The sequence below is a fragment of the Staphylococcus sp. GDX8P80P genome (assembly GCF_017893095.1).
Lineage (GTDB): Bacteria > Bacillota > Bacilli > Staphylococcales > Staphylococcaceae > Staphylococcus > Staphylococcus borealis.
The window spans coordinates 1-26,372 of the sequence record NZ_JAESMI010000080.1 but is presented as its reverse complement, the minus strand read 5'-3'; the positions used below and the strand labels follow the sequence as shown (position 1 = coordinate 26,372).

The 26,372-nt window shown below is 33.2% G+C and carries 24 protein-coding genes and 1 riboswitch; of the genes, 17 read left to right on the top strand and 7 right to left on the bottom strand.

The features are described from left to right. Positions 1-19: 19 nt before the first annotated feature. Positions 20-385, bottom strand: a complete 366-nt coding sequence (locus tag KA858_RS07645) for a truncated hemoglobin YjbI (protein WP_053030005.1) — start codon at positions 383-385, stop codon at positions 20-22. Positions 386-472: 87 nt separating this feature from the next. Beyond that, positions 473-1,054: a CYTH domain-containing protein gene (locus KA858_RS07640; RefSeq protein ID WP_210135363.1), complete on the bottom strand. Its 582-nt coding sequence runs from the start codon at positions 1,052-1,054 to the stop codon at positions 473-475. A 245-nt stretch (positions 1,055-1,299) separates the two neighbouring features. Between KA858_RS07640 and KA858_RS07635 the strand changes: the two genes are divergently transcribed. The 7 genes from KA858_RS07635 to fabI all read left to right on the top strand — a co-directional run bounded on the left by KA858_RS07635 (position 1,300) and on the right by fabI (position 8,414). Continuing rightward, the gene (locus tag KA858_RS07635; RefSeq protein ID WP_070855082.1) at positions 1,300-1,647 is read left to right on the top strand and encodes a UPF0738 family protein; all 348 of its coding nucleotides are present in this window, start codon (positions 1,300-1,302) and stop codon (positions 1,645-1,647) included. Between the two features lie 16 nt (positions 1,648-1,663). Then, positions 1,664-2,293, top strand: a complete 630-nt coding sequence (yjbM, locus tag KA858_RS07630; RefSeq protein WP_011276222.1) for a GTP diphosphokinase — start codon at positions 1,664-1,666, stop codon at positions 2,291-2,293. A 12-nt stretch (positions 2,294-2,305) separates the two neighbouring features. After that, positions 2,306-3,115, top strand: a complete 810-nt coding sequence (locus tag KA858_RS07625) for an NAD kinase (protein ID WP_011276221.1) — start codon at positions 2,306-2,308, stop codon at positions 3,113-3,115. Further along, the gene (locus KA858_RS07620; RefSeq protein WP_210135362.1) at positions 3,112-3,975 is read left to right on the top strand and encodes an RluA family pseudouridine synthase; all 864 of its coding nucleotides are present in this window, start codon (positions 3,112-3,114) and stop codon (positions 3,973-3,975) included. Before KA858_RS07625 ends, KA858_RS07620 begins: the two co-directional genes overlap by 4 nt. Before the next feature lie 21 nt (positions 3,976-3,996). Continuing rightward, positions 3,997-5,382: a magnesium transporter gene (gene mgtE, locus KA858_RS07615; protein ID WP_053029688.1), complete on the top strand. Its 1,386-nt coding sequence runs from the start codon at positions 3,997-3,999 to the stop codon at positions 5,380-5,382. A gap of 9 nt (positions 5,383-5,391) precedes the next feature. Then, the gene (locus tag KA858_RS07610) at positions 5,392-7,236 is read left to right on the top strand and encodes a monovalent cation:proton antiporter family protein (protein WP_210135361.1); all 1,845 of its coding nucleotides are present in this window, start codon (positions 5,392-5,394) and stop codon (positions 7,234-7,236) included. A 407-nt stretch (positions 7,237-7,643) separates the two neighbouring features. Beyond that, a complete protein-coding gene (fabI, locus tag KA858_RS07605; protein WP_053029684.1) occupies positions 7,644-8,414 on the top strand; it encodes an enoyl-ACP reductase FabI in 771 nt (256 codons plus the stop codon). Between the two features lie 141 nt (positions 8,415-8,555). Here fabI and cozEa read toward each other — a convergent pair whose 3' ends face one another. Next, entirely contained in the window at positions 8,556-9,641 is a 1,086-nt protein-coding gene (gene cozEa / locus KA858_RS07600) for a lipoteichoic acid biosynthesis protein CozEa (protein WP_053029682.1), read from the bottom strand. Between the two features lie 459 nt (positions 9,642-10,100). Here cozEa and KA858_RS07595 point away from each other — a divergent pair, with 459 nt between their 5' ends. After that, a complete protein-coding gene (locus tag KA858_RS07595; protein WP_107630071.1) occupies positions 10,101-10,862 on the top strand; it encodes an esterase family protein in 762 nt (253 codons plus the stop codon). Between the two features lie 179 nt (positions 10,863-11,041). Beyond that, positions 11,042-11,551, top strand: coding sequence for a YjcG family protein (locus KA858_RS07590; protein ID WP_053029679.1), 510 nt, complete (start codon positions 11,042-11,044; stop codon positions 11,549-11,551). Between the two features lie 76 nt (positions 11,552-11,627). On the opposite strand, the gene ltaA is transcribed toward KA858_RS07590, so the two are convergent. Both ltaA and KA858_RS07580 read right to left on the bottom strand, forming a co-directional pair. Next, a complete protein-coding gene (gene ltaA, locus KA858_RS07585; RefSeq protein ID WP_210135360.1) occupies positions 11,628-12,824 on the bottom strand; it encodes a lipoteichoic acid biosynthesis MFS flippase LtaA in 1,197 nt (398 codons plus the stop codon). Then, positions 12,802-13,977, bottom strand: a complete 1,176-nt coding sequence (locus KA858_RS07580; RefSeq protein WP_210135359.1) for a diglucosyl diacylglycerol synthase — start codon at positions 13,975-13,977, stop codon at positions 12,802-12,804. Before KA858_RS07580 ends, ltaA begins: the two co-directional genes overlap by 23 nt. A gap of 390 nt (positions 13,978-14,367) precedes the next feature. Here KA858_RS07580 and KA858_RS07575 point away from each other — a divergent pair, with 390 nt between their 5' ends. The 7 genes from KA858_RS07575 (at position 14,368) to KA858_RS07545 (ending at position 24,015) form a co-directional block, all read left to right on the top strand. Then, a complete protein-coding gene (locus KA858_RS07575; protein WP_107629788.1) occupies positions 14,368-15,852 on the top strand; it encodes a UDP-N-acetylmuramoyl-L-alanyl-D-glutamate--L-lysine ligase in 1,485 nt (494 codons plus the stop codon). Continuing rightward, entirely contained in the window at positions 15,842-16,093 is a 252-nt protein-coding gene (locus tag KA858_RS07570) for a YueH family protein (RefSeq protein WP_210135358.1), read from the top strand. Before KA858_RS07575 ends, KA858_RS07570 begins: the two co-directional genes overlap by 11 nt. Positions 16,094-16,096: 3 nt before the next feature. Further along, positions 16,097-17,659 carry a peptide chain release factor 3 gene (locus KA858_RS07565; protein WP_210135357.1) on the top strand — a complete coding sequence of 521 codons (1,563 nt, stop codon included), beginning with the start codon at positions 16,097-16,099 and terminating at the stop codon, positions 17,657-17,659. Between the two features lie 128 nt (positions 17,660-17,787). Further along, positions 17,788-17,894, top strand: a riboswitch (yybP-ykoY riboswitch). 70 nt (positions 17,895-17,964) lie between these two features. Further along, complete coding sequence (locus KA858_RS07560) at positions 17,965-18,759, top strand: TerC family protein (protein WP_053029667.1); 795 nt, start codon at positions 17,965-17,967, stop codon at positions 18,757-18,759. Positions 18,760-19,017: 258 nt separating this feature from the next. Then, positions 19,018-20,934, top strand: a complete 1,917-nt coding sequence (locus KA858_RS07555) for a S1C family serine protease (protein WP_210135356.1) — start codon at positions 19,018-19,020, stop codon at positions 20,932-20,934. Positions 20,935-20,952: 18 nt separating this feature from the next. Beyond that, on the top strand, positions 20,953-22,311 hold the full coding sequence (locus tag KA858_RS07550; RefSeq protein WP_107629792.1) for a TrkH family potassium uptake protein: 1,359 nt from the start codon (positions 20,953-20,955) through the stop codon (positions 22,309-22,311). A gap of 192 nt (positions 22,312-22,503) precedes the next feature. Beyond that, positions 22,504-24,015, top strand: a complete 1,512-nt coding sequence (locus KA858_RS07545) for a bifunctional metallophosphatase/5'-nucleotidase (protein ID WP_107629793.1) — start codon at positions 22,504-22,506, stop codon at positions 24,013-24,015. A gap of 82 nt (positions 24,016-24,097) precedes the next feature. Here the strand turns inward: KA858_RS07545 and KA858_RS07540 are convergent, their stop codons facing one another. Next, entirely contained in the window at positions 24,098-24,700 is a 603-nt protein-coding gene (locus KA858_RS07540; RefSeq protein WP_210135355.1) for a CPBP family glutamic-type intramembrane protease, read from the bottom strand. 16 nt (positions 24,701-24,716) lie between these two features. Continuing rightward, positions 24,717-24,893: a YkvS family protein gene (locus KA858_RS07535; RefSeq protein WP_011276202.1), complete on the bottom strand. Its 177-nt coding sequence runs from the start codon at positions 24,891-24,893 to the stop codon at positions 24,717-24,719. Positions 24,894-25,093: 200 nt separating this feature from the next. Here KA858_RS07535 and lplA point away from each other — a divergent pair, with 200 nt between their 5' ends. Further along, positions 25,094-26,083: a lipoate--protein ligase gene (gene lplA, locus KA858_RS07530; RefSeq protein ID WP_053029662.1), complete on the top strand. Its 990-nt coding sequence runs from the start codon at positions 25,094-25,096 to the stop codon at positions 26,081-26,083. The last annotated feature ends 289 nt before the right edge of the window (positions 26,084-26,372 follow it).

Sequence of the window (26,372 nt, the reverse complement as noted above, 5' to 3'; positions counted from 1 at the left end):
TACTCACCTTCAATTATATTTAGGAATTTACCATGTGATTTGCGGTTAGACGTAATCGTTCATATAAGTAATCTCCAACGCCAGCTGGAAATTGCGCATCGGTTATTGCAATATGCATATTTTCTAACCATGCATCTCTTTCGTAAGTTGTTATTTTAAATTCCATGTGTCTCTTTTTTAACATCGGATGTCCGTGTTCTTCAGTATATAGGTTTGGTCCACCAAGAAATTGAGTGAGAAATTGTTTTTGTTTTCTACTCGTTTCGGCAAAATCCCCAGGAAACAAATGATTGATTCTATCATCTTTTTCGACTAAAGAATAGAAATGATCAATCATATTGTAGAGCGCTGTTTCACCTATAATATCGTATGGCGTTTTAGACATAATATCACCAATTTCCATTAATATATTACTAATATAACATGAATTTTTACATTTAAAAGTAATTTGACTTTTTACAATGACGTTTGATTAGTTCTCAATTTGATTCTTGTAGTCGAAGAAACGTTGTACTTTATTTTTCGGTACAGTGTGTTCAAGATTAAATTCATTTAATAGCTTATTAAATTTCTGCAAGCCGCTATTATAATCATTAACTTCAAATTCTAATTCATAATCAACCTTGTCAAAGTAATCACTTCTATCTAATACTAATAATTCGTCTTGATAAGTTGTTTCCAGACGCGCTGTTGTTAGTGCACCTAATATAGTGAGTTCATTGTCACTAACACCATAAGATTCAACAATGTCTCGAATATCATGCGGTAATGTGTGCGTGGATATCACATCACCAGTGTTTGGGTGATATGTCACCATATGATTGTATTCCATTAAACCTACTTCGGCTGGTACTTTTAAGGTCATTTCGTATGTATCATTTTTAACGCGAATACGTAATGCTGACTTATGATTACGTAATGTGAAACTTGGCGTATCAATATAATAGTTTGTTTGAGTAAAAGGTTCTTTATGTTCAAAAAATGCATGCTTAAATTTATCGTATACGTCTTTATTTAGTAATTGTTTGAATTCAATTTCGTTATTTGTAGCCATAACTTGCACCTCGTAATCCATTTATTGTAATACATTATGACTGAGTTGTATCAAAATTTAAAGTAATTAAAGTTGTGTGAAATAAGTAAATATGAGCAAAAAAGTTTAGATTATAAAATGATGCGTCTAACGGCGACGTAACGGCGTTAATTGAACAGGACTAAACGATTAATAAGTGCATTTCAAACGTGTGTTATGCAGTTGAATTATGTTAAACTAGTAAAGAATAATAAGGAGGAACAAGCATGCGTATTTATGTAAATGAAATTAAAATTAAAGACGATGGCATTTATTGCTACTCAGAAGATCCAACTGATGGGTTAGTAGAAGTAGGGCAAATGCTTGTTGATAGTGATAATTATGGATTTGCCTACTTATTAGATGATGGACAATCGTATGATTACTTGATTTTTGTTCAAGAAACATGGTCCATGTTGCATGAGAATAGAGGCAAGAAATTAATTGTAAACGATGAATTGGAATTAGAACATTTTCAAGAGGAATTAGATTATATCCTTGAGAATGTTGAAGGAAATAATAACTATGGTAAGGAGTTTGTTTCAGCTGTTGAAGAAACTTTTGACCTAAAGTGAAGCGGAGTGAAACATTATGAATCAATGGGATCAATTTTTAACACCATATAAACAAGCCGTTGACGAGTTAAAGGTAAAATTAAAAGGTTTGCGTAAGCAATATGAAGTTGGAGAAGATGCTTCACCCATTGAATTCGTTACTGGTCGAGTAAAACCAATTACGAGTATTATTGATAAGGCGAATAAAAGGGGTATACCATTTGATCGACTGCGTGAAGAGATGTATGATATTGCCGGTCTAAGAATGATGTGTCAATTTGTGGATGATATCGACGTTGTGGTTAATATGCTTAGACAGCGCCAGGATTTCAAGGTAATTGAAGAACGTGACTATATTAATAATACGAAACAAAGTGGTTATCGTTCATATCATGTGATTATTGAGTATCCGATTGAAACGCTAAATGGTCAGAAAGCTATTTTAGCGGAAATCCAAATTCGAACATTAGCGATGAATTTCTGGGCTACAATCGAACATACACTTAGATATAAATATGACGGTGATTATCCAGCAGAAATTCAGCATCGTCTTGAACGTGCTGCAGAAGCGGCATATCTTCTAGACGAGGAAATGTCTGAGATTAAAGATGAAATTCAAGAAGCACAGAAATATTATTCTCAAAAACGTGCAAAAAAACATGACTAATGAGGTGTGGGGATGCGTTATACAATCTTGTCAAAAGGTGATTCGAAATCCAATGCATTAAAGCATAAAATGATAAATCATATGAAAGACTTCCATATGGTAGAAGATGCCGTTAATCCAGAAATAGTGATTTCGGTAGGTGGAGATGGAACGTTGCTCCAAGCTTTTCACCAATATAGTCATATGTTGTCACAGGTGGCATTTGTCGGTGTACATACAGGCCATTTAGGATTTTATGCTGATTGGTTGCCTCATGAAGTGGAAAAATTAATTATCGAAATTAATAATTCTGAATTTCAAGTCATTGAATATCCATTGTTAGAAATTATTGTGAGATACAATGACAATGGTTATGAAACACGTTATTTAGCTTTAAATGAAGCAACGATGAAGACTGAAAATGGATCGACACTCGTTGTGGATGTAGGTATTCGTGGGAAACAATTTGAGCGTTTTAGAGGTGATGGATTATGCATTTCAACACCATCAGGTTCTACTGCCTATAATAAAGCATTAGGTGGTGCGTTAATACATCCTTCGCTTGAAGCCATGCAAATCGCTGAAATTGCTTCTATCAATAATAGAGTTTTTAGAACAGTGGGTTCTCCACTTGTTTTGCCTAAGCATCATACATGCTTAATCACACCAGTTAATCACGACACGATACTTACCACAATTGATCATGTGAGTTTAAAACATAAAAATGTCAATGGTATCCAATTTAGAGTAGCGAACGAGAAAGTTCGATTTGCTAGATTTAGACCATTCCCATTCTGGAAAAGGGTACATGATTCATTTATAGAGAGTGAAGATGGTCGATGAAATTTGTATATAAGATTCAGCATAATGAACTGCTTAAGTCTTTTTTACAGCGTCATCAATACTCTAAAAAGACAATTAGCGCCATTAAACTTAATGGCGCTTTAATTATTAATAATAAGCATGTCACCGTTAGGAAAATGATGATGCCGGGTGATGAATTAACCATTGAGTTACCTGAAGAAATACCTAGTGCGTATTTAATACCTTCCGACAACCCTGTTGAAGTGCTATATGAAGACGATTATTTAATTATTGTTTCTAAACCGCATCATTTAAATAGTACACCATCAAGAGAACATCCACATGATAGTTTGATAGAACGCGTATTGTACTATTTGAATGATGGACAGTTTATGCATTCGGTGATTGTACCGCATATTGTTACACGTTTAGATCGTAATACCCGTGGCATTGTTGTATTTGCTAAGTATGGGCATATCCATCATTTAATGTCGACGATGGCGCTAGATAAACGATATATGTGCGTGTGTTATGGTCAAACGCCAATCGACGGTGTGATAGAAGCGCCAATTGCAAGAGATAGTCAAAGTATTATCGCTAGGAAGGTAGATAAATCGGGGAAATATGCTAAAACATCATATAAAGCGATTGCGCATAAACCTAATGCGAGCCTATGTGAAATCAAGTTACATACCGGGCGAACACATCAAATACGCGTTCACTTTAATTATATAGGTCATCCACTTGTAGGCGATGATTTATATGAGGGAAGTCATCCTACTATTTATACGCAATCTTTACAATGTTATAAAGTGACATTCATACATCCGATTTATAATAAAGAGATTGAGATTGAGATAGATTATAAATGGCTAGACAAGATATATACAGAATTATAATAAGATTTGGAGGTGCTGACGTTGTCATTAGAAACAGAAAATAATGACTATAACAATGAGGAAGTCTATAATCAAAATTTGTTAGATGAGTTATTAATACAAGATGACATTGATCGTTTTAGAGAAGAATTTCTAGCAATGCATGAATATGAACAAAGTGAATACTTTGAAGATACAACGAATGAGAACAGACAAAAAATATTTGAATTTTTATCACCACAAGAAGTTGGGGAATTCTTTGAACAATTAGAGATTGATGATGAAGCATATGAAGACCTCTTTGATACGATGAATGCGCATTATGCGAGTAAAGTATTAGAAGAAATGTCTTCCGATAATGCTGTAGATATTTTAAATGAGCTGTCAAAACCGAAAGTAGCTAGCTTGTTAACATTAATGAATCGTGAAGATGCAAATGAAATTAAGCATCTATTACATTACGAAGAAGATACAGCCGGCGGTATTATGACGACGGAATATATTTCGCTTGATGTAAATACACCGGTTAAAGAAGCATTAATGTTAGTAAAAGAACAAGCACCAGATGCTGAAACAATTTATGTTATTTTTGCCGTAAACACGGACGGACAATTAGTTGGTGTATTATCTTTAAGAGATTTAATCGTGGCAGAAAATGATGCTTACATCGAGGATATCATGAGTGAACGTGTCATTAGTGTTAATGTAGCTGATGACCAAGAAGATGTAGCACAAAAGATGAGAGATTATGACTTTATCGCTATGCCAGTTATTGATTATCAACAACATTTATTAGGTATTATTACAATCGATGATATCTTAGATGTCATGGATGAAGAAGCGAGTGAAGACTACTCACGTTTAGCCGGGGTATCTGATATCGACTCAACGAATGATTCTGTTGTCAAAACCGCGACTAAACGACTACCTTGGTTAATCATACTTACATTTTTAGGAATGATTACCGCCACAATATTAGGAAGTTTTGAATCAACATTATCACAAGTTGCGTTGTTAGCAGCATTTATACCAATTATTAGTGGTATGTCTGGGAACTCTGGTACGCAATCATTAGCGGTGTCTGTACGTAATATTTCAACTGGAGAAATTGATGAGCAAAGTAAATTTAAGGTTGCTTTAAGAGAAGCGGGAAGTGGCTTACTATCAGGATTAGTGTGTGCCACTGTCTTATTTATTATCATCGTTGTCATTTATAGACAACCATTTTTAGCTTTAATTGTAGGGGGCAGTCTGACTATTGCGATGACAGTTGGTACATTAGTTGGTTCTATGATTCCATTGTTTATGAATAAATTGAATATTGATCCAGCTGTAGCCAGTGGACCATTTATTACAACGATAAATGATATTGTAAGTATGTTAATTTACTTTGGTTTAGCAACAACATTCATGTCATATTTAACATAGGGGGACAAAATGGAGTTTTTTTCACTAGTTATTGTAGTTCTAGCAGCTTTTTTAACACCAATTATTATCAATAGGCTGAACATCAATTTTTTACCAGTTGTCGTAGCTGAAATTATAATGGGGATTATTATTGGTCAGTCTTTTTTAAATTTAGTACATAAAGATAGTATGCTGAACATATTATCAACTTTAGGGTTTATCTTTTTAATGTTTTTAAGTGGGCTAGAAATTGATTTTAGTACGTTTAAAAAGGATAAAAGAAATCGACAAGGTACTAATAAGCATGAAAAGAACGTACCAAGTCATCTTAACTTAGCCTTAACTGTGTTTGCTTTTATCATGATTATTTCTGTTATATTAGCGTACGCGTTCAAATGGTTAGGACTAGTAGATGATGTCTTGTTAATGATTATTATTATATCAACGATATCACTAGGTGTTGTTGTACCGACATTGAAAGAAATGAATATCATGCGTACGACAATTGGTCAATTTATATTGTTAGTGGCCGTATTAGCCGATTTAGTAACAATGGTACTGTTAACTATATACGGTGGTATCAATGGTAGTGGTAATGGTTCTGTATGGCTTTCAGCAATTCTGCTTGTCTTTACGGCCATTTTCTATATATTAGGTGTTGTATTTAAGCGTATGAAATTTTTACACCGTTTAATTGGTGGCACAACACAAATTGGTATCAGAGCAATATTTGCCCTTATCATTCTTTTAGTCGCACTTGCTGAAGGGGTAGGCGCTGAATACATACTAGGCGCATTCTTAGCTGGTGTCGTTGTATCTTTACTGAAACCAGACGAAGAATTAGTGCATACGCTCGATTCATTTGGATATGGGTTCTTTATTCCAATCTTCTTTATTATGGTGGGTGTTGATTTAAATATTCCGTCATTAATTAAAGAACCATCATTATTATTAATCATTCCAGTATTAATTATCGCTTTTATTATTTCGAAATTAATTCCAGTTTTCTTTATTCGACGATGGTTTGACAGCAAGACAACAATAGCATCAGCATTTTTATTAACGTCAACACTATCATTAGTCATTGCCTCTGCTAAAATTGCAGAACAATTAAATACGATATCTTCTGAAATGTCAGGCATACTTATTTTAAGTGCGATTATTACTTGTGTGTTTGTACCAATTATTTTCAAGAAAATGTTTCCAATTCCGGATGAGGCTAATCGCAAAATTGATATTGCGTTAATAGGTAAGAATCAGTTGACGATTCCAATTGTGCAAAATTTATCACCACATCTTTATAACGTGACCTTATATTATCGTAAAGATTTAGGAGATAAACGTAATTTATCGGATCATATAACTGTGGTTGAAATTGCGCACTATGAGGAAAACCTCTTAGAAAGATTAGGATTATTCAATCAAGATATTGTAGTTTGTTCTGCTAATGATGATAGTCTTAACCGAGAAGTCGCTAAATTAGCTAAAGCACATGATGTTAAGCGCGTCATTTGTCGACTAGAAAACAGTAATGAAGATGAAGAAATGAAAGGTGAAGGTATTGAAGTATTCAGTAACTTCATTAGTAATAAAATCTTCTTACAAGGCTTAATCGAAACACCAAATATGTTGAACATTTTAAGCAATGTGGAAACATCATTATATGAAATTGAAATGTTAAATCATCAATATGAAAATATTCAGTTACGTAATTTCCCATTTGGCGGTGACATTATCTTTGTACGAATTATCCGTAACAATGAATCCATCGTCCCTCATGGTGATACACAATTAAGGTATAAAGATAGACTTATCGTAACGGGCTCGAAAGAGTACGTTGATGAATTAAAATCAGATTTAGAGTTTTATTATTGATTGAGTGGAATCAACAATTGATTATGAGGTCGGGACAAAGGTATTTAGGGTTTGAGAAGAACTGAGTGATTTGCAAAATTGTTTCTTAAGCGTTGTAGGGTGTGACAATGCTCAGCTTGCGCTACTTGTAGAACTGTTTATAGGAAATCGCTAGCTAGGGGGGTAACTCCGCTGTTAATCCTGATTTTTGAGTGGCTAAAGCAAAATCACTATTTAAAAAATGCGTTCTACATTTAGCTTTTTCAAAGTACAATCTTTATGTTTCCGCCTCTTTTCATCTCATAAGGCAATAATATTGCTTTATAATTGTTAAGCAAGAATGGTAAAATAATAACGTTAGATTAGTCTACATTGTTTATACAGTGAGATTAAGATATAAAAAATCGATGATTAAGGAGTTATTTCGAATGATTAATCTTGAAAATAAAACCTTCGTAATTATGGGTATTGCTAATAAACGTAGTATCGGATTTGGCGTTGCAAAGGTATTAGATCAATTAGGGGCTAAACTTGTTTTCACGTATCGTAAAGACCGTAGTCGCAAAGAATTAGAAAAATTATTAGAACAATTAAATCAAGAAGATCCTAAACTATATCAAATTGATGTTCAAAAAGATGAAGATGTAGTCAATGGTTTTGCGAAAATTGGCGAAGAAGTAGGCAATATTGATGGTGTATATCATTCTATCGCTTTTGCTAATATCGAAGATTTACGCGGCCGTTTCTCAGAAACATCAAGAGAAGGTTTCTTACTTGCTCAAGATATCAGCTCTTATTCATTAACAATTGTTGCACATGAAGCGAAGAAATTAATGCCAAATGGTGGTAGTATTGTTGCAACAACATATCTTGGTGGCGAATTTGCTGTTCAAAACTATAACGTTATGGGCGTAGCGAAAGCAAGTTTAGAAGCGAATGTGAAATATTTAGCCTATGATTTAGGTCCAGATAATATTCGTGTCAATGCTATCTCTGCCGGTCCAATTCGTACATTAAGTGCTAAAGGTGTCGGTGGCTTCAATACAATCCTTAAAGAAATTGAAGAACGTGCACCATTAAGACGAAATGTAGATCAAGAAGAAGTAGGTAAAACAGCTGCTTATTTATTAAGTGATTTCTCAAGCGGTGTGACTGGAGAGAACATTCACGTAGATAGTGGTTTCCACGCAATAAAATAATAAATACATTTAATATGGGAGCGGGATAACGAATTTATTTTAAATTCTGTCCCGTTCTCTTTTTTTCTAAAAAAGGGAGTAGATTTGAATTCGTAATAAATTCAAACTTACTCCTAAAATATATTATACATTTGTATCAAATTAATCTTTGACGTCGCTATTCGCTTTATCAATAATACGTTGACGATATTTAAAGACATTGCTTGCGAGGGTCTTAAGTACTGCATAAAGAGGGACGGCAATTAAAATAAGTGTAAAGCCACCTAAATCTCCTGCAGCTAAAATAACTACAATGATAGTAAGTGGGTGAATACTCAAAGATTTACCCATAACATTCGGCGTAATGACGTTACCTTCAAGTTGTTGCGCGATTAATGTCACCACACAAACCCAAATAAATGTAGTGGGACCATCAATAATACCTAGTATGCCTGCAGGTGCAAAAGATAACCATGGTCCTAAGAAAGGAATTAAGTTAGCTACACCGGCAAATAGTACTAATAAAGGTGTGTAAGGTAAACCTATAATTGTATAACCAATATATAAAATTACCCCTAGGATAACACTTACTGTCACTTGTCCTTGAATGTATGATTTTAAGGTGAAGTTTAAATCTTTCATTAAATCGACTACAAATACTTTACGCTCTCCTTTGAAAAATTTAGCAAGCGCAGGAATAAATTTTTCATGATCTTTTAACATGTAAATTAAGAAGAACGGTACCATGATAAGTAAGAAGACAGTTGAAATAAATGACGTAATGTAAGAGAATGAGTTGGCTAAAATACCTGTCAAACTGTCACTCATTGATTTAACAGCTGAATTAATTCTATCTGTTACGTCACTTGGAAGTTTATCCATTTGAGTAAGTGAGAAATTAACGATCTGTTCAGCCTCTTTTTGTAATGATGGTGCCGCTTTAATTAAGCTGTTCACATTCGAAATAATGATTGGTGCTATAAATGCGACAACGATTGCTATGATAGCAATTAAACCAATAAAGATGGTTGTAATACTTGCCCAACGTGGGAATCCCCACTTTTCAAGAATATTTTGAAAAGGTAAGCAGATATAAAATAAAAATCCGCTAATCATAAATGGAAGAAACACAGAACCAATAATGGTTACAATAGGTGCAAAAACGCTTTGTACTTCCATAAACAATTTAATTAGCACGAACAAGATAATTAGGGCAATACCTGTTCGAAACCAAACTTTGTTAAGCATATGCTTACGTCCTCCTATTTTCATTTGTTCACTATTTATTAAGTATATATCAATTAAGACACGTTAAAAAGGGAAATTTTAACTTCAAGAAATACACAGAGATACATCACACTTAAATTCAGATATGTAAACCAAACCATCAACAAACCTAAAACAACACCACAACTTTCAAACTAAAATACGGTGGGGCCCCAGCACAGAGAATTTCGAAAAGAAATTCCACAAGCAAAGCAAGCTGGGGTGGGCCCCAGCACAGAGAATTTCATAAAGAAATTCCACAAGCAAAGCAGGCTGGGGAATGGAGATCCTAGCCTATCCGTATTAAATCGTCTTCTTTCCCTAATAACTATGATTAAATTACCAAATTTTATGAATATGAAACATTTGTTTTTTCAGAGATTTAAAAGTCATCGTGAACTTGATACAATGAGTATATTCTATTTAGGGGGCGTCAATGTCATGTCGAATTTTAAAGCAGGCAAAATTAATAAACATATCTTACATAGTAATATCTTAGAAAGAGATGTCACATTATCAGTATATTTGCCTGAAGATTATTCTGAACTATTCAAATATCAAGTCATTATTTGTTTTGACGGGTTAGATTTTTTAAGATTTGGAAGACTTCAACGCGAATATGAACGTTTAAGAAGAGAGGATGAAATTCAACGCGCGATTATTGTCGGTTTCCATTATGAAGATGTTGATAAGCGTCGAGAAGAGTTTCATCCACAAGGAAGTAGAAGTCAGAAGACGGTACAAGCCGTAGGTAAAGAGTTGCTACCATTTATTGATCATACGTTTCCAACCTATAAAGTAGGAAACGCCAGAATTTTAATGGGTGATAGTCTTGCAGGCAGTATAGCACTATTAACCGCATTAACGTATCCAACCATATTCAGTCAAATTGCAATGCTAAGTCCACATTCAGATGCTACAGTTATAGATAAATTTAATCATTGCTTACAGTATAATGAATTATCTATTTGGCATGCGATAGGGTTAGAAGAGGAAGATTTTGCCTTACCAACAACGGGAGAACGTGCGAACTTTTTAACACCGAATAGAGCGCTTGCAGATGTGATTAAAGATAAGGGCGTGACCTACCATTATTTAGAGTTTGAAGGCGGGCATAATTGGAAATCTTGGAAGCCATTATTACCAGATGTACTTACGTATTTTCTTGGTGATGAAGTAACGTCACCATCAGATGAAGTTTAATTCGTTTTATTAGGAAAAGGGGAATCAAGGGTACAGTGTCGGGTTGTAAAATGATTTTTTGATGATGCGAATTGAAATATTTAATTATTGTAAACCTTTTCAAAAAATTCTGCTAACTAATAACGTAAAATATAGAATTTTGCTATAATGGTAATATGTTAAACAAAGGAGGAATTTAAATGAATATAGGATTAGCATTAATTCCGTCAAAATCATTTCAAGATGAAGTGAACGGTTATCGTAAACGTTATGATACTGAATATGCACGTATCATGCCTCATATCACGATCAAGTCACACTTTGAAATCAATGATGATGAATTAGATTCAGTAAAAGAAGAAGTTAAAAAAAGATTAGAAGGTTTTAAACCAGTTGAAGTGCATGCAACAAAAGCTTCAAGTTTTAAACCAACTAACAATGTGATTTATTTTAAAGTTGCTAAAACTGACGAATTAGAACAGCTTTTCAATTTATTTAATACTGAAGATTTTCATGGTGAAGCGGAGCATCCATTTGTACCGCACTTTACAATTGCTCAAGGTTTAACAAGCCAAGAATTTGAAGATATATTTGGTCAAGTAGAATTAGTAGGGGTAGACCTTAAAGAAAATATTGAAGAACTTTCATTGTTACGCTATGACGAGGATGAAGATAAATGGAAAGTGATTGATACTTTCAAATTAGCGTAATTGTAAATAATAAGTAAAATAAAATCTAGTTAATGTACATTGTTTGCACGTTAACTAGATTTTTTAGTGTTTTATGTTATATACGATTTACTTTGCCTCGGCGCTTAATAAAATAAATGCCGTAGAAAATAGCCAATATTAAAAAAATCGCGGCAGAAAAGTAAAATGTATTACTTAGCCCGTTAGAAAATTGAGCAATTAAACCACCAAATAAAGGACCAATCATAGAGCCAAAGCCTTGAACGCTGTTAAAGACGCCCCAAGTTTCCTCTTGTTCAGCGGGGTCAATTTGTCCTGCCATAAATGTATTCCATGCTGGTAATAATATGCCATACATTAATCCTATAAATATTGCTACGATCCATACGACAACAATATTGGTTACTAGTGATAAACCGAAGATAAACGCTGTAAATAGTAAAAAGCCTACAAAAATAACGGCATACATAAATCCTTTACTATTTTTATCGATAATCTTAGATAAGAATAGCATTGAAATCGCACAACCTGCGCCACCGATAGCAATGGCAACGGTATACTCAATTGTGCTAACACCAACTACCTTTGTCGCATATGTTGGTAGTATAGGTAACAACGCTGAGATAGATGCACCTTGTAACAAAATGCCTGGGAATAACACCAAATGGCGCTTCATAACGTTGACAATTTGTCCTAATTGTTCACTCACAGGTTTCGTATTATAATTTGTTAATTTAACGTCAACAAAATAATACAACACCCATGCAATAACTACGACGAGTGACATCATAAAGGCAAATCGAGTTGGATGTATTTTAACTAATACATTCATAAACGCCCAACCAACAAGTAAACCTAACAACCAAGAAAAGTAGACGTAACCCATTTGTTTACCACGCTGTGCTTCTTCTACACTTGATAACATGATGACCCATATAGGGCTAACTGCAATACCTAGCATGATTGCACTAATAATGATTACTATAGGGTTAGCTGGAAACCAAATGACTAAGAATAAACTCATAAAAGCTAATAAAAATCCAAGGGTTAATACTAGCTTAGTACCAAATTTTTTTAAGAGGAATCCAATGACAAAATTTGTTGCTGCATCGGATATAAAGTGAATTGATAATGCCGCTGATGTTACTGCTACTGCAATCGAAGTAACGGTTGGTAAGTAATTAATGTAACTTAATACATACATACCTCTTGCAAATTCCATTAAGAATAAAATAACGAGCATTATCTTAAAGTTGTTACTAATTCCTTTACTACTTAACGAAGAATTTGGCATACAAAGGTACCTTTCCGTAAATTTCCTGTTGTTGTGATGAACTGTCCAGGATATTTAGTAAATCGGTACATAATCTATAGGTTGAATGATCAACTTTTTCTTCAGTCATTTTATTAGTCATAGCTTGTAATCGTTCTTCATGATTAGTTAAGTCAGAAACTATTTCAATAGCTTCCTCAGGTGTGTTTGCAATTTTTCCGTATGATTTATCTTGGAAATACAATGCGTTTTCAAGTTCTTGACCTGGTGCAGGATTTAAAAATATCATTGGTAAACTACGTGTTAAACCTTCAGAAATTGTAATCCCACCTGGTTTTGTAATCATAAGTTGACTTGAAGCCATCCATTCATTCATATGTTTGGTATAACCTAGAATGAGTACGTTATCATATGACTTAAATTGTGCTTCTAAAGTACGTTTTAGTGCTTTACTACGTCCGCAAATCATCACGATTTGTGATTGAGGACTCTTCTTCAGAATACTATCAATCATATAGTCAAATCCTTTAGAAACGCCAAATGCGCCTGCAGACATTAAAATAGTTGGTTTATCAGGATTTAAATGATGCTTTTGTAACCAAACTACTTTATCGATATCAGATTCGAATTTATCAGAAATTGGTATGCCAGTTACTTTGATATCAGAAGCTGGAATACCTACATTGACAAAATCACGCTTAGTATCTTCAGTAGCGACATAATATCGATGAGAATTAGGCGTTATCCAGTTTTTTTGCAAACGATAATCTGTCATAACCGTTGCAATTGGAATGTTCATGTTAAACTGCTCAGTCAACACTGACATTACTGGTGTAGGAAACGTCAATAAGATTAAGTCTGGCTTTTCTTTAAGTAGCAAATTGATCAATTTATTTAATCCATAATATTTATAAAAACATTTATCTAACTCATCAGGGCGACTATAATAAAAGTTCTTATACATATTTCTAAAATATTTAAAGCTATTGATATACCATTTTTTGCAAATAGAAGTTAAAATTGGATGTGCTTCCATAAACAAGTCATGCTCAATAACTGATAGGTGAGACAAGTTCATTTCATTAAGTTGATTAACAACACTTTGAGTCACCTGTAAATGTCCGTTTCCAAATGAGCCGGTAATAATCAATATCTTTTTATTTTGAGTAACCATTAATAGTCACCCTCCATTAATTTAAATTTAAAATACGCATTAACGTATTCAATGCGAACTGTAATAGCATTAAATACGGATACTCAGTTATCGTATTATATTTATACCCTTTATTAACAGTATAAATTTCATTTATAGTGCATTATAGCATACTAACGAAGTTAACATCACCTTTATATCACTATCCTAGCACTAATATATTTAAATGTATTGAATTGTAGTGATATATATAGGAAATTTTAAAATAATTAACGCTTAATTAATAATTTCTTCACTTTATTGATTCATATATTGAGTTGAGGTTAAAACTAATATTTTAATGATTATAAATTTATCAACAACTTCAAAACGTGTATAATAAACTTATTGTAAAAAAAGGAGCGATACATTTTGAATGCGAATGAGTTGTTCGAAAAAATACGAGTAAAACAAGTAATAGGTACTTTAGATATAAATGTTACAGATATCACTACAGATTCACGTACCGCAAGTGAAGGAAGTATATTCGTCGCATCAAAAGGTTACACGGTTGATAGCCATAGATTTTGTCAGAATGTTGTAGATCAAGGCACAAAAGTCATTGTAGTTAATCAACAACAAGACATTAGCGGGAACGTAACGCAAGTTATTGTACCAGATACATTAAGAGTTGCTAGCTTATTAGCGCATACACTATATGACTATCCGAGCCATCAATTAACGACAATTGGTGTAACAGGGACAAATGGTAAAACTTCAATTGCTACGATGATCCATCTCATTTATAGAGGATTAGGCAAAGGTAGTGCATATTTAGGAACGAATGGTTTCCAAATCAACGAATATAAAACTAAAGGTGCAAACACGACACCAGAAACGGTCTCTTTGACTAAAAAGATTAAACAAGCTGTCGATGAAGATGCGGAAGTTATGACTATGGAAGTATCTAGCCACGGCTTATCATTAGGAAGATTAAGAGGCGTTGAATTTGATGTAGCGGTATTCTCTAATTTGACACAAGATCATTTAGATTTCCATGGCACAATGGAAGCTTACGGTCATGCTAAGTCATTATTATTTAGTCAATTAGGAGAAGATTTATCGAAAGAGAAGTATGCCATTGTCAATAATGATGACGCATTCTCTGAGTACTTGATGTCAGTGACACCATATGAAATTTTTACGTATGGTATAGATCACGATGCGCAATTTATGGCTACCAATATTCAAGAATCTTTACAAGGTGTTCAGTTTGATTTTGTTACACCTATTGGTACTTATAATGTTAAAACGCCATATGTAGGTAAATTTAATATTTCAAATATCATGGCTGCCATGATTGCTGTTTGGAGTAAGGGTACGTCAATGGAAGATATTGTTAAGGTGGTTGAAACTTTAGAGCCAGTTGAAGGTCGTTTAGAAGTGCTTGATCCATCGTTACCGATAGATTTAATTATTGACTATGCACATACAGCGGATGGAATGAATAAATTAATAGATGCTGTGAAACCTTTCGTAAAACAGAAATTAATCTTTTTAATTGGTATGGCTGGAGAACGTGACTTAACTAAGACACCTGAAATGGGTGCAGTAGCATGTAGGGCAGATTATGTTATATTCACACCAGATAATCCAGCTAATGACGATCCTAAAATGTTGACAGCTGAACTCGCTAAAGGTGCTACACATGATCATTACATTGAATTTGAGGACAGAGCTGAAGGTATTAGACACGCCATTGATGTGGCCGAACCAGGAGATACAGTAGTATTAGCTTCTAAAGGAAGAGAACCATATCAAATCATGCCTGGACATGTTAAGGTACCTCATAGAGATGATTTAATTGGACTGGAAGCAGCATACAAGAAATTTGGCGGTGGCTCTGGTGAACATTAAACAATTAACTATTAATGGTGAAATTGTTAATGCATATCTATGTATTATTGAAGCAACAGAGCAAATCATGATAGCTATACCTGATGTATTTTGGTCAATAGAACTAGATGTACATATGGATAGTGACGACATTAAAGAAGAATTGATAATGCAACTATTTGCATTTGTAGATGAAGAAGCAGCGACACATATTGCTTCAAATTTAATAAAATGGATTGTGAATGATTTTAAAGGAGATTAATAGATGAGTTTAAAAGAAGAAGTTGAATCAAGAAAGACGTTCGCCATCATCTCTCACCCAGATGCTGGTAAAACGACATTGACTGAAAAGTTATTATATTTTAGTGGTGCTATAAGAGAAGCGGGCACAGTTAAAGGTAAAAAAACAGGGAAATTTGCAACAAGTGACTGGATGAAAGTCGAACAAGAACGTGGTATTTCAGTAACAAGTTCAGTTATGCAATTTGATTATGATGACTACAAAATTAATATTCTAGATACACCAGGACACGAAGACTTCTCAGAAGATACTTACCGTACATTAATGGCAGTGGATAGTGCGGTAATGGTTATTGACTGTGCCAAAGGTATTGAACCACAAACCTTGAAATTATTTAAAGTATGTAAAATGAGAGGTATTCCGATTTTTACATTTATTAATAAATTAGACCGTGTAGGTAAAGAGCCATTTGAATTATTAGATGAGATTGAAGAAACATTAAACATCGATACGTACCCTATGAATTGGCCAATTGGTATGGGGCAAAATTTCTTTGGTATTATTGACCGTGATTCAAAGTCTATCGAACCTTTTAGAGATGAAGAAAATGTCTTACACTTAAATGATGAATATGAATTACAAGAATCACATCCCATTAGTAATGACAGTGCATTTGCGCAAGCGATTGAAGAATTCATGCTCGTAGAAGAAGCGGGTGAAGACTTTGACAATGATGCGCTATTGAATGGTGAACTGACACCGGTATTCTTTGGTTCTGCTTTAGCTAACTTTGGTGTACAAAACTTCTTGAATGCCTACGTTGATCATGCACCTATGCCTAATGCACGTCAAACAAATGAAGAAGTTGAAGTAAGTCCTTTCGATGATGAATTTTCTGGATTTATCTTCAAAATACAAGCCAATATGGATCCTAAACATCGTGACAGAATTGCATTTATGCGTGTCGTAAGTGGCGCATTTGAACGTGGTATGGACGTAACTTTACAACGAACGAATAAAAAGCAAAAAATCACACGTTCAACATCATTTATGGCAGACGATAAAGAAACAGTGAACCATGCCGTAGCCGGAGATATCATTGGTTTATATGACACCGGTAACTATCAAATTGGAGACACATTAGTTGGTGGTAAACAAAAATATAGTTTCCAAGACTTACCACAATTTACTCCGGAAATATTTATGAAAGTTTCAGCTAAAAACGTAATGAAACAAAAGCATTTCCATAAAGGGATTGAACAACTTGTTCAAGAAGGTGCAATCCAATACTATAAAACGCTTCATACGAATCAAATTATTTTAGGTGCCGTAGGACAACTACAATTTGAAGTATTTGAACACCGTATGAAAAATGAATACAATGTTGATGTTGTAATGGAACCCGTCGGTAGAAAAATTGCGCGTTGGATTGAAAATGAAGATGATATTCAAGACAAAATGAACACATCTCGCTCAATATTAGTAAAAGATAGATATGATAATTTTGTTTTCTTATTCGAAAATGAATTTGCAACACGATGGTTCGAAGAAAAATTCCCAGAAATTAAATTGTATAGTCTTTTATAAGCATACGATTGAAAAAGAAGGGTATTAACAACGAGCTCATCTCTTTAAATTTTACAATTTATTGAACGCAAATGGTTTATTTATATGGAGTATGGTGTATAATACACTTAACAAATGAATACCTATGACAATTTGTCAGAGGGGAGTAACTTGAGAATCATCATTACATTTGATGATTAGCACTTTATCGTCATTACGAAGTATGGACTTCCGGTAAAGTGGGCAATTATTTGCTAAGTGAGACCTTTGCTATTATTTAGCATAGGTCTCTTTATTTGTATTCAAACAAAAAGGAGCTGTCCACTATGGATCCGAGTTTAATTTTACCCTACTTGTGGGTAATTCTCGTTCTTGTATTTTTAGAAGGGCTATTAGCAGCTGATAATGCTGTTGTTATGGCCGTTATGGTTAAACATTTACCACCTGAACAACGTAAAAGAGCTTTATTTTATGGTTTACTAGGTGCATTTGTATTTCGTTTTCTTGCCTTATTCTTAATTAGTATTATCGCTAATTTCTGGTTTATTCAAGCACTGGGTGCCGCATATTTAATTTTCATGTCTATAAGAAATCTGTGGCAATTTTTCCATAAAAAACACGAAGATCAACCTGAAGGTGATGATCATCATTTCGACGATGATGGTGTCGAAAAGAAAGTCGGACCAATGCAATTCTGGGGTACTGTGTTAAAAGTTGAATTTGCAGATATCGCTTTTGCTATTGATTCTATGTTAGCTGCCATGGCTATTGCTGTTACATTACCTACAGTTGGCATTCATTTTGGTGGCATGGACTTAGGTCAATTCTCAGTTATGTTTATTGGTGGCATGATCGGTGTTATTTTAATGCGTTTCGCTGCTACATGGTTTGTTGACTTATTAAACAAATACCCTGGCTTAGAAGGTGCTGCCTTTGCAATTGTAGGATGGGTAGGTATTAAATTAGTTGTCATTGTACTTGCACATGAAGACATCGGTATTTTACCTGAACACTTCCCTCATAGTACATTATGGCAAGCTATTTTCTGGACAGTTATGATTCTATTAGTTGTTATCGGTTGGTTAACATCAGTACGTAGTAACAAAAAGAAAACTAAATAATATGGCTTAAACGCTTCATTCGAGTCTTTTAAATTTGATGAGAACCATTAAATTTAAAAGGCTTTTTTATTTTTTATAGAATGATATATATAAATGATAAGAAAAATTCAGATTTGAACCTTCAATTCATTGCTAATTGGCAATAATGATATTAAACTTTAATTAATGTATAAATAAATTAAACAAAACCACAACCATATAAACATAATGCAACGTTACCATAATAGATTGTGAGTGAATCGATAGGAGTGGACACCTTTGGATAATGATAAAAAGCACGTAATACCACGTGAACAATATCGTCGAAAACGACACGAGTATTTTCATAACGAAGAGCGTGAAGAACGATTAGCACGTGAGAAAGCACAGCGTGAAAGACTTGCACAAAAAGAGCAAGAACAAGCAAAAGTTAATGAAGAACGTGTTAAAGATAACATGCGAAAAGCAAGAATTGAGAAATTGACGCAAGAAGAAATTCAGCAACAGCAACATTTAGCCAAATTACGTTCTGAAAATGAATCCGATTATGCGGTAGATGAAAAAGAGCATCATTTAACATTGCCTGAAGAGCAACAACTTAAAAATGAGGAAAAAGAAAATAAACCGATAGCATCAAAATCTAAAGTTGAAACAGGTAATAAAACAAATGAGGATGAAAATGAGCTATCTTCAAATCAAAGTGATAGAGAACCTAAGTATAGTAGAGTAGAAAAGAATAAAGGCAAAACACAGCATGCGAGTGCTAATAAACAAGATGCGCATCAACGTGACGATAATAGCACATACAAAGGAGAAAAAGGTGCCTCAGAAGCTAATACTACGTCTGATTTAGAAACGCATGATAGTGAAATGATAGAAGCACAGGATTTAAAAACGAATGAGCGTCATGCTTCAAAACAGGTATCCACATCTCATCAAGATCATAAAGATGATGAAGGTGCAGCGCATGGTAATACAACACGTCATAATTCAAATCAAATGAATCATGAAGAAGCAAGTGAGCATGCACACGATAAGTCTAATAATAATGATATGATGGACAAAGTAAAATCATTCTTAACATTACATTGGCTTAAAATTGTTATCGTAGTTGCAATTGTATTAATTATCATATTAATTAGTGCAATTATTTCAACAATTAACCAAAATAGTAGTATTGAACAAAGTAGTCATCATAATACAAAATACACAACAACAATGAAAAATGCAGATACCGCTGTAAAATCAGTGGTAACAGTTGAGAACGACACACCTAAGAATCCAACAACACAAACAACTGATAAAACAAATATAAATACAAATTCAAATAACGAAGTTGGTTCAGGTGTCGTCTACAAAGCTGTAGGCGATACCTTTTTTATTTTAACGAATACACATATAGTTGGTAATAACGATAAGGTTAATATTACATATGATGATAATAAGGCAGCTACTGCTACTGTAGTTGGCAAAGATATGTGGTCAGATATTGCAGTGCTTAAAGCAACGATCAATAACAAAAATGTACAACCTATTAAAATCGGTCGTTCAAATCAATTGAAGTTAGGTGAAAGCATCTTAGTTGTTGGTAATCCGTTAGGCAATGATTTTAAAAATACAGTAACAAAAGGTATTGTTTCTGGATTAAATAGAGCAGTACCGGTCGATTTCGATAAAGATAATAAAAATGATGAACTGATTAATACATTTCAAATAGATGCTTCGGTAAATCCTGGTAATTCAGGAGGTGCTGTCGTTAATCAAGATGGGGAACTCGTAGGTGTAGTATCACTAAAAATAAACATGCCGAATATTGAAGGTATGGGATTTGCTATTCCAATAGATGATGCACGTGAAATTGCTTCAGAATTAGAGAAAAAAGGTGAAATTCAATATCCTAATACTGGTATTGGCATTAAAAATGTTTCAGAGTTATTACCATATGAAAGGGCATTATTAAAAGTCCCTGAAGATGTTCAAAGCGGAATTGTAGTAGAAAAATTGAAAGATGGTGGATTAGGTAAAAAATCAGGTTTAAAAATTGGTGATGTAGTTGTAGAATTAGATAGTAAATCAATTCAAAATAATTTACAGTATAGACAAACTATTTTTAGCCATAGACAAGATTTAAAAACATTGTCGGCTAAAATTTATAGAGAAGGTAAGTCTCAAGAGATAAAAATAAAATTGAAATAACGTTGAGGTGACAAATGCGTGTCTATTTTTAGTAAGTTACTTAAAAAATCTAGTCCTCAACAGGGGATAGTTTTATATTATTTGATAGCCATAGTTGTCGCTTTCTTATTACTAAATCTCCCTTTCGTGCACAAACAAGGTGTAGATGTTAGTCCAATTGATACACTGTTCGTAGCTGTATCAGGGATTAGTGTAACTGGACTATCTCCCGTTAACATTGTAGATACATACTCAACATTTGGCCAAATTATTATACTAATCATCTTAAATATAGGCGGTATTGGTGTCATGGCGATTGGTACAGTGTTGTGGGTCGTATTAGGTAAACATATAGGTATCCGTGAACGCCAATTGATCATGTTAGACAATAATAAGGATACTATGAGTGGAACTGTAAAGTTAATTTTAGAGATCATTAAAACAATCTTAACTATTGAATTTATTGGTGCATTGCTATTAGCATTTTACTTCTATAGAGATAATCCTGATTTGAAAAATGCGCTCATGCAAGGATTATTTGTTTCAGTATCCGCTACTACAAACGGTGGATTAGACATTACAGGTCAATCCTTAATCCCGTATGCTAAAGATTATTTTGTACAAACGATAGTTATGTTTCTCATTGTATTAGGTTCAATCGGTTTTCCTGTATTATTGGAAATTAGAGCCTATGTTAGAAACAGAGTTAGTCATTTTAGATTTTCATTATTTACCAAAATCACAACTTGTACATATTTATTTCTATTTATCTTTGGTGTCTTAGCTATTTTAGCTTTAGAACATCATCATGCTTTCAAAGGTTTAAGTTGGCATCAATCATTATTTTACGCACTATTTCAATCTGCAACAACACGTAGTGCAGGATTACAAACAATTGATGTTACAAACTTTAGTGATGCAACGAACGTTATCATGAGTATTCTAATGTTTATAGGTTCATCACCAAGTTCGGTTGGTGGTGGTATACGTACAACAACATTCGCGATACTCATTCTCTTTGTCATTAACTTTAATAATAATACTGAAAAGACAGCGATAAAAGTCTTCAATAGAGAAATACATGTGGTTGATATTCAACGTTCATTTGCAGTTTTTACGATGGCATCAATTTTAACATTTGTAAGTATGATTATTATTCTTGCAACAGAAAAGACTAATTTATCATTTCTACAAGTATTTTTTGAAGTCATGTCAGCATTTGGAACATGTGGTTTATCTTTAGGTGTGACAGATGATATTAGCGGTCTTACGAAAGTAATACTGATGATCTTAATGTTCATTGGTCGTGTTGGTTTAATATCATTTATTATTATGATTGCTGGACGTAAAGAACCTGATAAATACCATTATCCTAAAGAACGTGTACAAATTGGCTAAGTTTAAGATATTCAGTTGAATAGTTAAATCATTTAAAACGTTATGGTATTAATTTGAATAAGACATATATCTATAGCAAGCTGGGATAGAACGAATTCAAGATAATTTGTTCTGTCCCAGTTTTTGGTTAGAAATAAATAGCACCCGCAGTTTAATAAATGTTAAACTATCTTTAAATAAGGGGTGTGTAAATTGGAGAAAAATGAACATATAAATATAGATATCTTAGCAACTTCAGATATGCATAGTCATTTTATGAACGGAGACTTTGGTTCGAATATCTATCGTGCAGGAACTTACGTTAAAAATGTGAGAGACAATAATGATAAAGTCATTTTATTAGATAGTGGAGGCAGTATTGCTGGATCGATGGCTGCGCATTATTATGCTGTTGTAGCGCCTTACAAACGTCATCCAATGATTAAATTGATGAATGCGATGCAGTATGATGCTAGCGGTGTAAGCCCAGATGATTTCAAATTTGGTTTATCATTTCTAACAAAAGCTGTTTCACTATCTCGATTTCAATGGTTATCTGCAAATATAGAGTTTGCGCTCACAAAAGAGCCATACTTCTCAACGCCTTATATCATCAAAGAGTATGATAATGTTAGACTCGCGATTGTTGGCTTAACTGCTGATGGGCTCATGAAAAATGAATTTGCTGAAATGGAGAAAGCTGTCAGTATTGAAAAAGCTTTACTATCTGCAAAACGATGGATTAGATATATTCATGAAAGTGAACATCCTGACTTTTTAATAGTGATATATCATGGAGGCCTCTATAAAATCAATCAAACCAATACTAGACATAGTAAAGGGTCGCATGAAGCGGAAAAAATTATGAAAGAAATTGGTGTCATTGATTTGATGATAACTGCACACCAACACCAAACAATTATTGGAAATGATTTTGAAACTGTATATGTTCAAGCAGGACAGAATGCGCAAGAGTTGGTACACGTGAAGATTAAATTTAAAAAACGCACTAATTCTTTTGAAAAAGAAGACATTCAATCTACTGTAATCAATTTAAGTGAATATCCAGAAGATCAAGCATTACTTGAAACAACGTATTATGATCGAAAAGCGCTAGAACATTGGTCTAAGGAAATCGTTTCTAATAATAAAGTTAATTTAGACGTTAATGGATTAGAAGATTTGTTAAGTAAACCACACCCATTTACCCAATTATTACATGACAGTCTACATTTGGCTTTTGACAATGAAATTACGTGTGCTAATGTGCCTAAAAATGGTGAAAAGGGATTAAAAGGTATTGTTACGAATGAAGATGTATATAACGCTTATCCACATCCAGATAAAGCGATAGATATCACTTTAAAGGGTCATCAAATTAAAAAGATGATTGAATATACGTACTCTTATATTCAATTTGAACACAAACAATTAAGTATGACAATTATTGATGAAACGCGATGTACGATGTGGCAAGGATTCGATTATATCGTGGATATGTCTGCACCACGCTTCAACAGAGTGACATTAAAGGGTCTTGAATTAGATAAACACTATAGAGTAACGATGACAGACTATTGCTATAGAAATTACCGTCAATATTTAGAGTCTGAATCAACATTGCATTCTACATATGAACAACCAATGAGCACACTTATAGCTACTAGACTCAATCAATCTGATTTCAATCTAAATGTTGATGCTAACTTTATAGTTAAATATTAAATCAGCTCTATATAATAAAACGTTGCTGAAACGCAAATTACTACAAAAAACTTTTCTTAGCTAAAACACTAAGAAAAGTTTTTTATCCATGAAATATTAATAATAATATAATTGCAACAATTTGTCCTAAAGATGTTGTTACGATGCGACGTGTATATTGATAACTCAATGATAAAAGAAGTTGAGCTACGAAAATAAACGCCACGATCCACCATTTGTCTAAATAGATAAATAATGAACTAGAACATAATGCAGTTATTAATATGATTAACCAAGTAGGTAATTTAAAACGCGTTAATTCTTTTTGTAAAATCGTTCTCATATATAACTCATGACAAGGTATAACAAAAATTAATGTTACTAACATTTGCCATTTGAAATAAACACCTGTTCTTGATAATTCTTTAATGAGTTCTGCATAAGTAATTTGTGGAGATAGCAATGAAAAGATTAATTGTATAATAACCAATACAATACCCGTAACAATACCAACGCCAATAGAAGTTAATAAGCGTTTAGATTCAATGTCTCGTTGGTAAAATACATAACTAATACCTGCAATTAACATAATACCGGTATATAAATACCAATATTCTTGATGTTCTCCCCACATTACAATTAAAATCAAATGGAATACAATGAAACTTGCTATAAACCAAATTAAAGCTTTTGATATATTTTTCATTTTAATGTATACCTTCTTATTCAACGATAGTATATCGTTTATGATTAATAACCGTTTTCTCAGGTAAGTCTAATTCATTGAAGTTATCCATAATTGTTAAGTCTACAATAACTGAATTGTCATTAATTTTCTCAACACGGCCTCTTAAACCGTCATAAAATTCTACGATATTTCCTACTTCTGCAACAGTCATACCGAGTCCTCCTAAAATCATAGCTAGACTATATTGTACTAAAAATTACCATAATAATAAACAAATATATGCTAAAATTGGCAAATAATATTTTAATTATGAAAATAATGTCAAATTTGAGTAAATGATTGGCAAAATAAATAAATATAAGGCATAACTTAATTAAGGGCATATACGAGTGAGACAAAGGAGAGATAAAGATGAAATTTGTAAGTAATAATAATATTACAGATCCTACAATGAATCTTGCTATGGAAGAATATGTGTTAAAACACTTACCTTCAGACGACAGTTACTTTTTATTTTATGTAAATGGTCCGTCAATTATTGTTGGAAAAAATCAAAACACTATAGAAGAAGTAAATAAACAGTATGTGGATGAGCATAATATTCATGTTGTGCGTCGTATTTCAGGTGGAGGTGCTGTATATCACGATCAAGGTAATTTAAACTTTAGTTTTATTACAGACGATGATGGTAATAGCTTCCATAATTTCAAAAAATTTACAGAGCCAATTGTACAAGCACTTCAATCAATGGGCGTAGATGCAGAAATGACGGGACGTAATGATATTCAAGTTGGACAAGCTAAAATTTCAGGAAATGCGATGGTTAAAGTTAAAGACAGAATGTTTAGTCATGGCACATTAATGTTAAATAGTGACTTGGGAGAAGTACAAAATGCATTAAAAGTTAACCCTAAAAAAATTCAATCTAAAGGTGTTAAGTCGGTACGTAAACGTGTCGCAAATATTGATGAATTCTTAGAAGAATCAATCTCTATTGATGACTTTAAACAAATCATCTTGAAAACAATCTTCGGTGAACATGAAGTCGAAGAATATAAATTAACTGATGAAGATTGGAAGAATATTGAAGCGTTAAGTAACGAGAAATATCGCACATGGGAATGGAATTATGGTCGAAATCCTAAATACAATTTTGAACGCGATGAAAAATTTGAAAAAGGATTTGTACAAATTAAGTTTGATGTGAAAAAAGGTAAAATTGAACATGCTAGAATCTTCGGTGACTTCTTTGGTGAAGGCGATGTTACAGAGTTAGAAGAAGCACTTATAGGCGTCTTACATGACTATAATCATATTAAAGAAGCGATGGAAGAATTTGATTTCTATCATTATTTCGGCGCTATTGAAAAAGAAGATATCTTAAAATTAATGTCTTATTAAAATGGTATAAATACTAAGTCGAAAAGCACAAAGATATAAATGTACTGAACCACTAAAGTTAAAATTAAAAATTAACTTGCTAGGTTAGACGTTTAAATATCTTTGTGCTTTTTATTATAAATAGAATAGTGACTTATTACTTTCAAAAGCTGTAAATTGTGGCTCTACGTCAAATCGGACTGATGAGTCCTAATATTGAGATTAAGCAACCTTAGGTTGTTTAATCTCTTTTTTTGTGTTTGAGGCAAATAGTCGCGAAGTTATAATAATTCGATTACGCAAATTATCA

Coding starts and splice junctions, on each gene's coding strand:
- KA858_RS07565 (WP_210135357.1), top strand. CDS start 16,097: ATGAGTTTAAAAGAAGAAGTTGAATCAAGAAAGACGTTCGCCATCATC.
- KA858_RS07620 (WP_210135362.1), top strand. CDS start 3,112: ATGAAATTTGTATATAAGATTCAGCATAATGAACTGCTTAAGTCTTTT.
- KA858_RS07610 (WP_210135361.1), top strand. CDS start 5,392: ATGGAGTTTTTTTCACTAGTTATTGTAGTTCTAGCAGCTTTTTTAACA.
- KA858_RS07595 (WP_107630071.1), top strand. CDS start 10,101: ATGTCGAATTTTAAAGCAGGCAAAATTAATAAACATATCTTACATAGT.
- KA858_RS07625 (WP_011276221.1), top strand. CDS start 2,306: ATGCGTTATACAATCTTGTCAAAAGGTGATTCGAAATCCAATGCATTA.
- lplA (WP_053029662.1), top strand. CDS start 25,094: ATGAAATTTGTAAGTAATAATAATATTACAGATCCTACAATGAATCTT.
- KA858_RS07635 (WP_070855082.1), top strand. CDS start 1,300: ATGCGTATTTATGTAAATGAAATTAAAATTAAAGACGATGGCATTTAT.
- KA858_RS07580 (WP_210135359.1), bottom strand. CDS start 13,977: ATGGTTACTCAAAATAAAAAGATATTGATTATTACCGGCTCATTTGGA.
- cozEa (WP_053029682.1), bottom strand. CDS start 9,641: ATGCTTAACAAAGTTTGGTTTCGAACAGGTATTGCCCTAATTATCTTG.
- fabI (WP_053029684.1), top strand. CDS start 7,644: ATGATTAATCTTGAAAATAAAACCTTCGTAATTATGGGTATTGCTAAT.
- yjbM (WP_011276222.1), top strand. CDS start 1,664: ATGAATCAATGGGATCAATTTTTAACACCATATAAACAAGCCGTTGAC.
- KA858_RS07645 (WP_053030005.1), bottom strand. CDS start 385: ATGTCTAAAACGCCATACGATATTATAGGTGAAACAGCGCTCTACAAT.
- KA858_RS07640 (WP_210135363.1), bottom strand. CDS start 1,054: ATGGCTACAAATAACGAAATTGAATTCAAACAATTACTAAATAAAGAC.
- ltaA (WP_210135360.1), bottom strand. CDS start 12,824: ATGCCAAATTCTTCGTTAAGTAGTAAAGGAATTAGTAACAACTTTAAG.
- KA858_RS07560 (WP_053029667.1), top strand. CDS start 17,965: ATGGATCCGAGTTTAATTTTACCCTACTTGTGGGTAATTCTCGTTCTT.
- KA858_RS07535 (WP_011276202.1), bottom strand. CDS start 24,893: ATGACTGTTGCAGAAGTAGGAAATATCGTAGAATTTTATGACGGTTTA.
- KA858_RS07540 (WP_210135355.1), bottom strand. CDS start 24,700: ATGAAAAATATATCAAAAGCTTTAATTTGGTTTATAGCAAGTTTCATT.
- KA858_RS07590 (WP_053029679.1), top strand. CDS start 11,042: ATGAATATAGGATTAGCATTAATTCCGTCAAAATCATTTCAAGATGAA.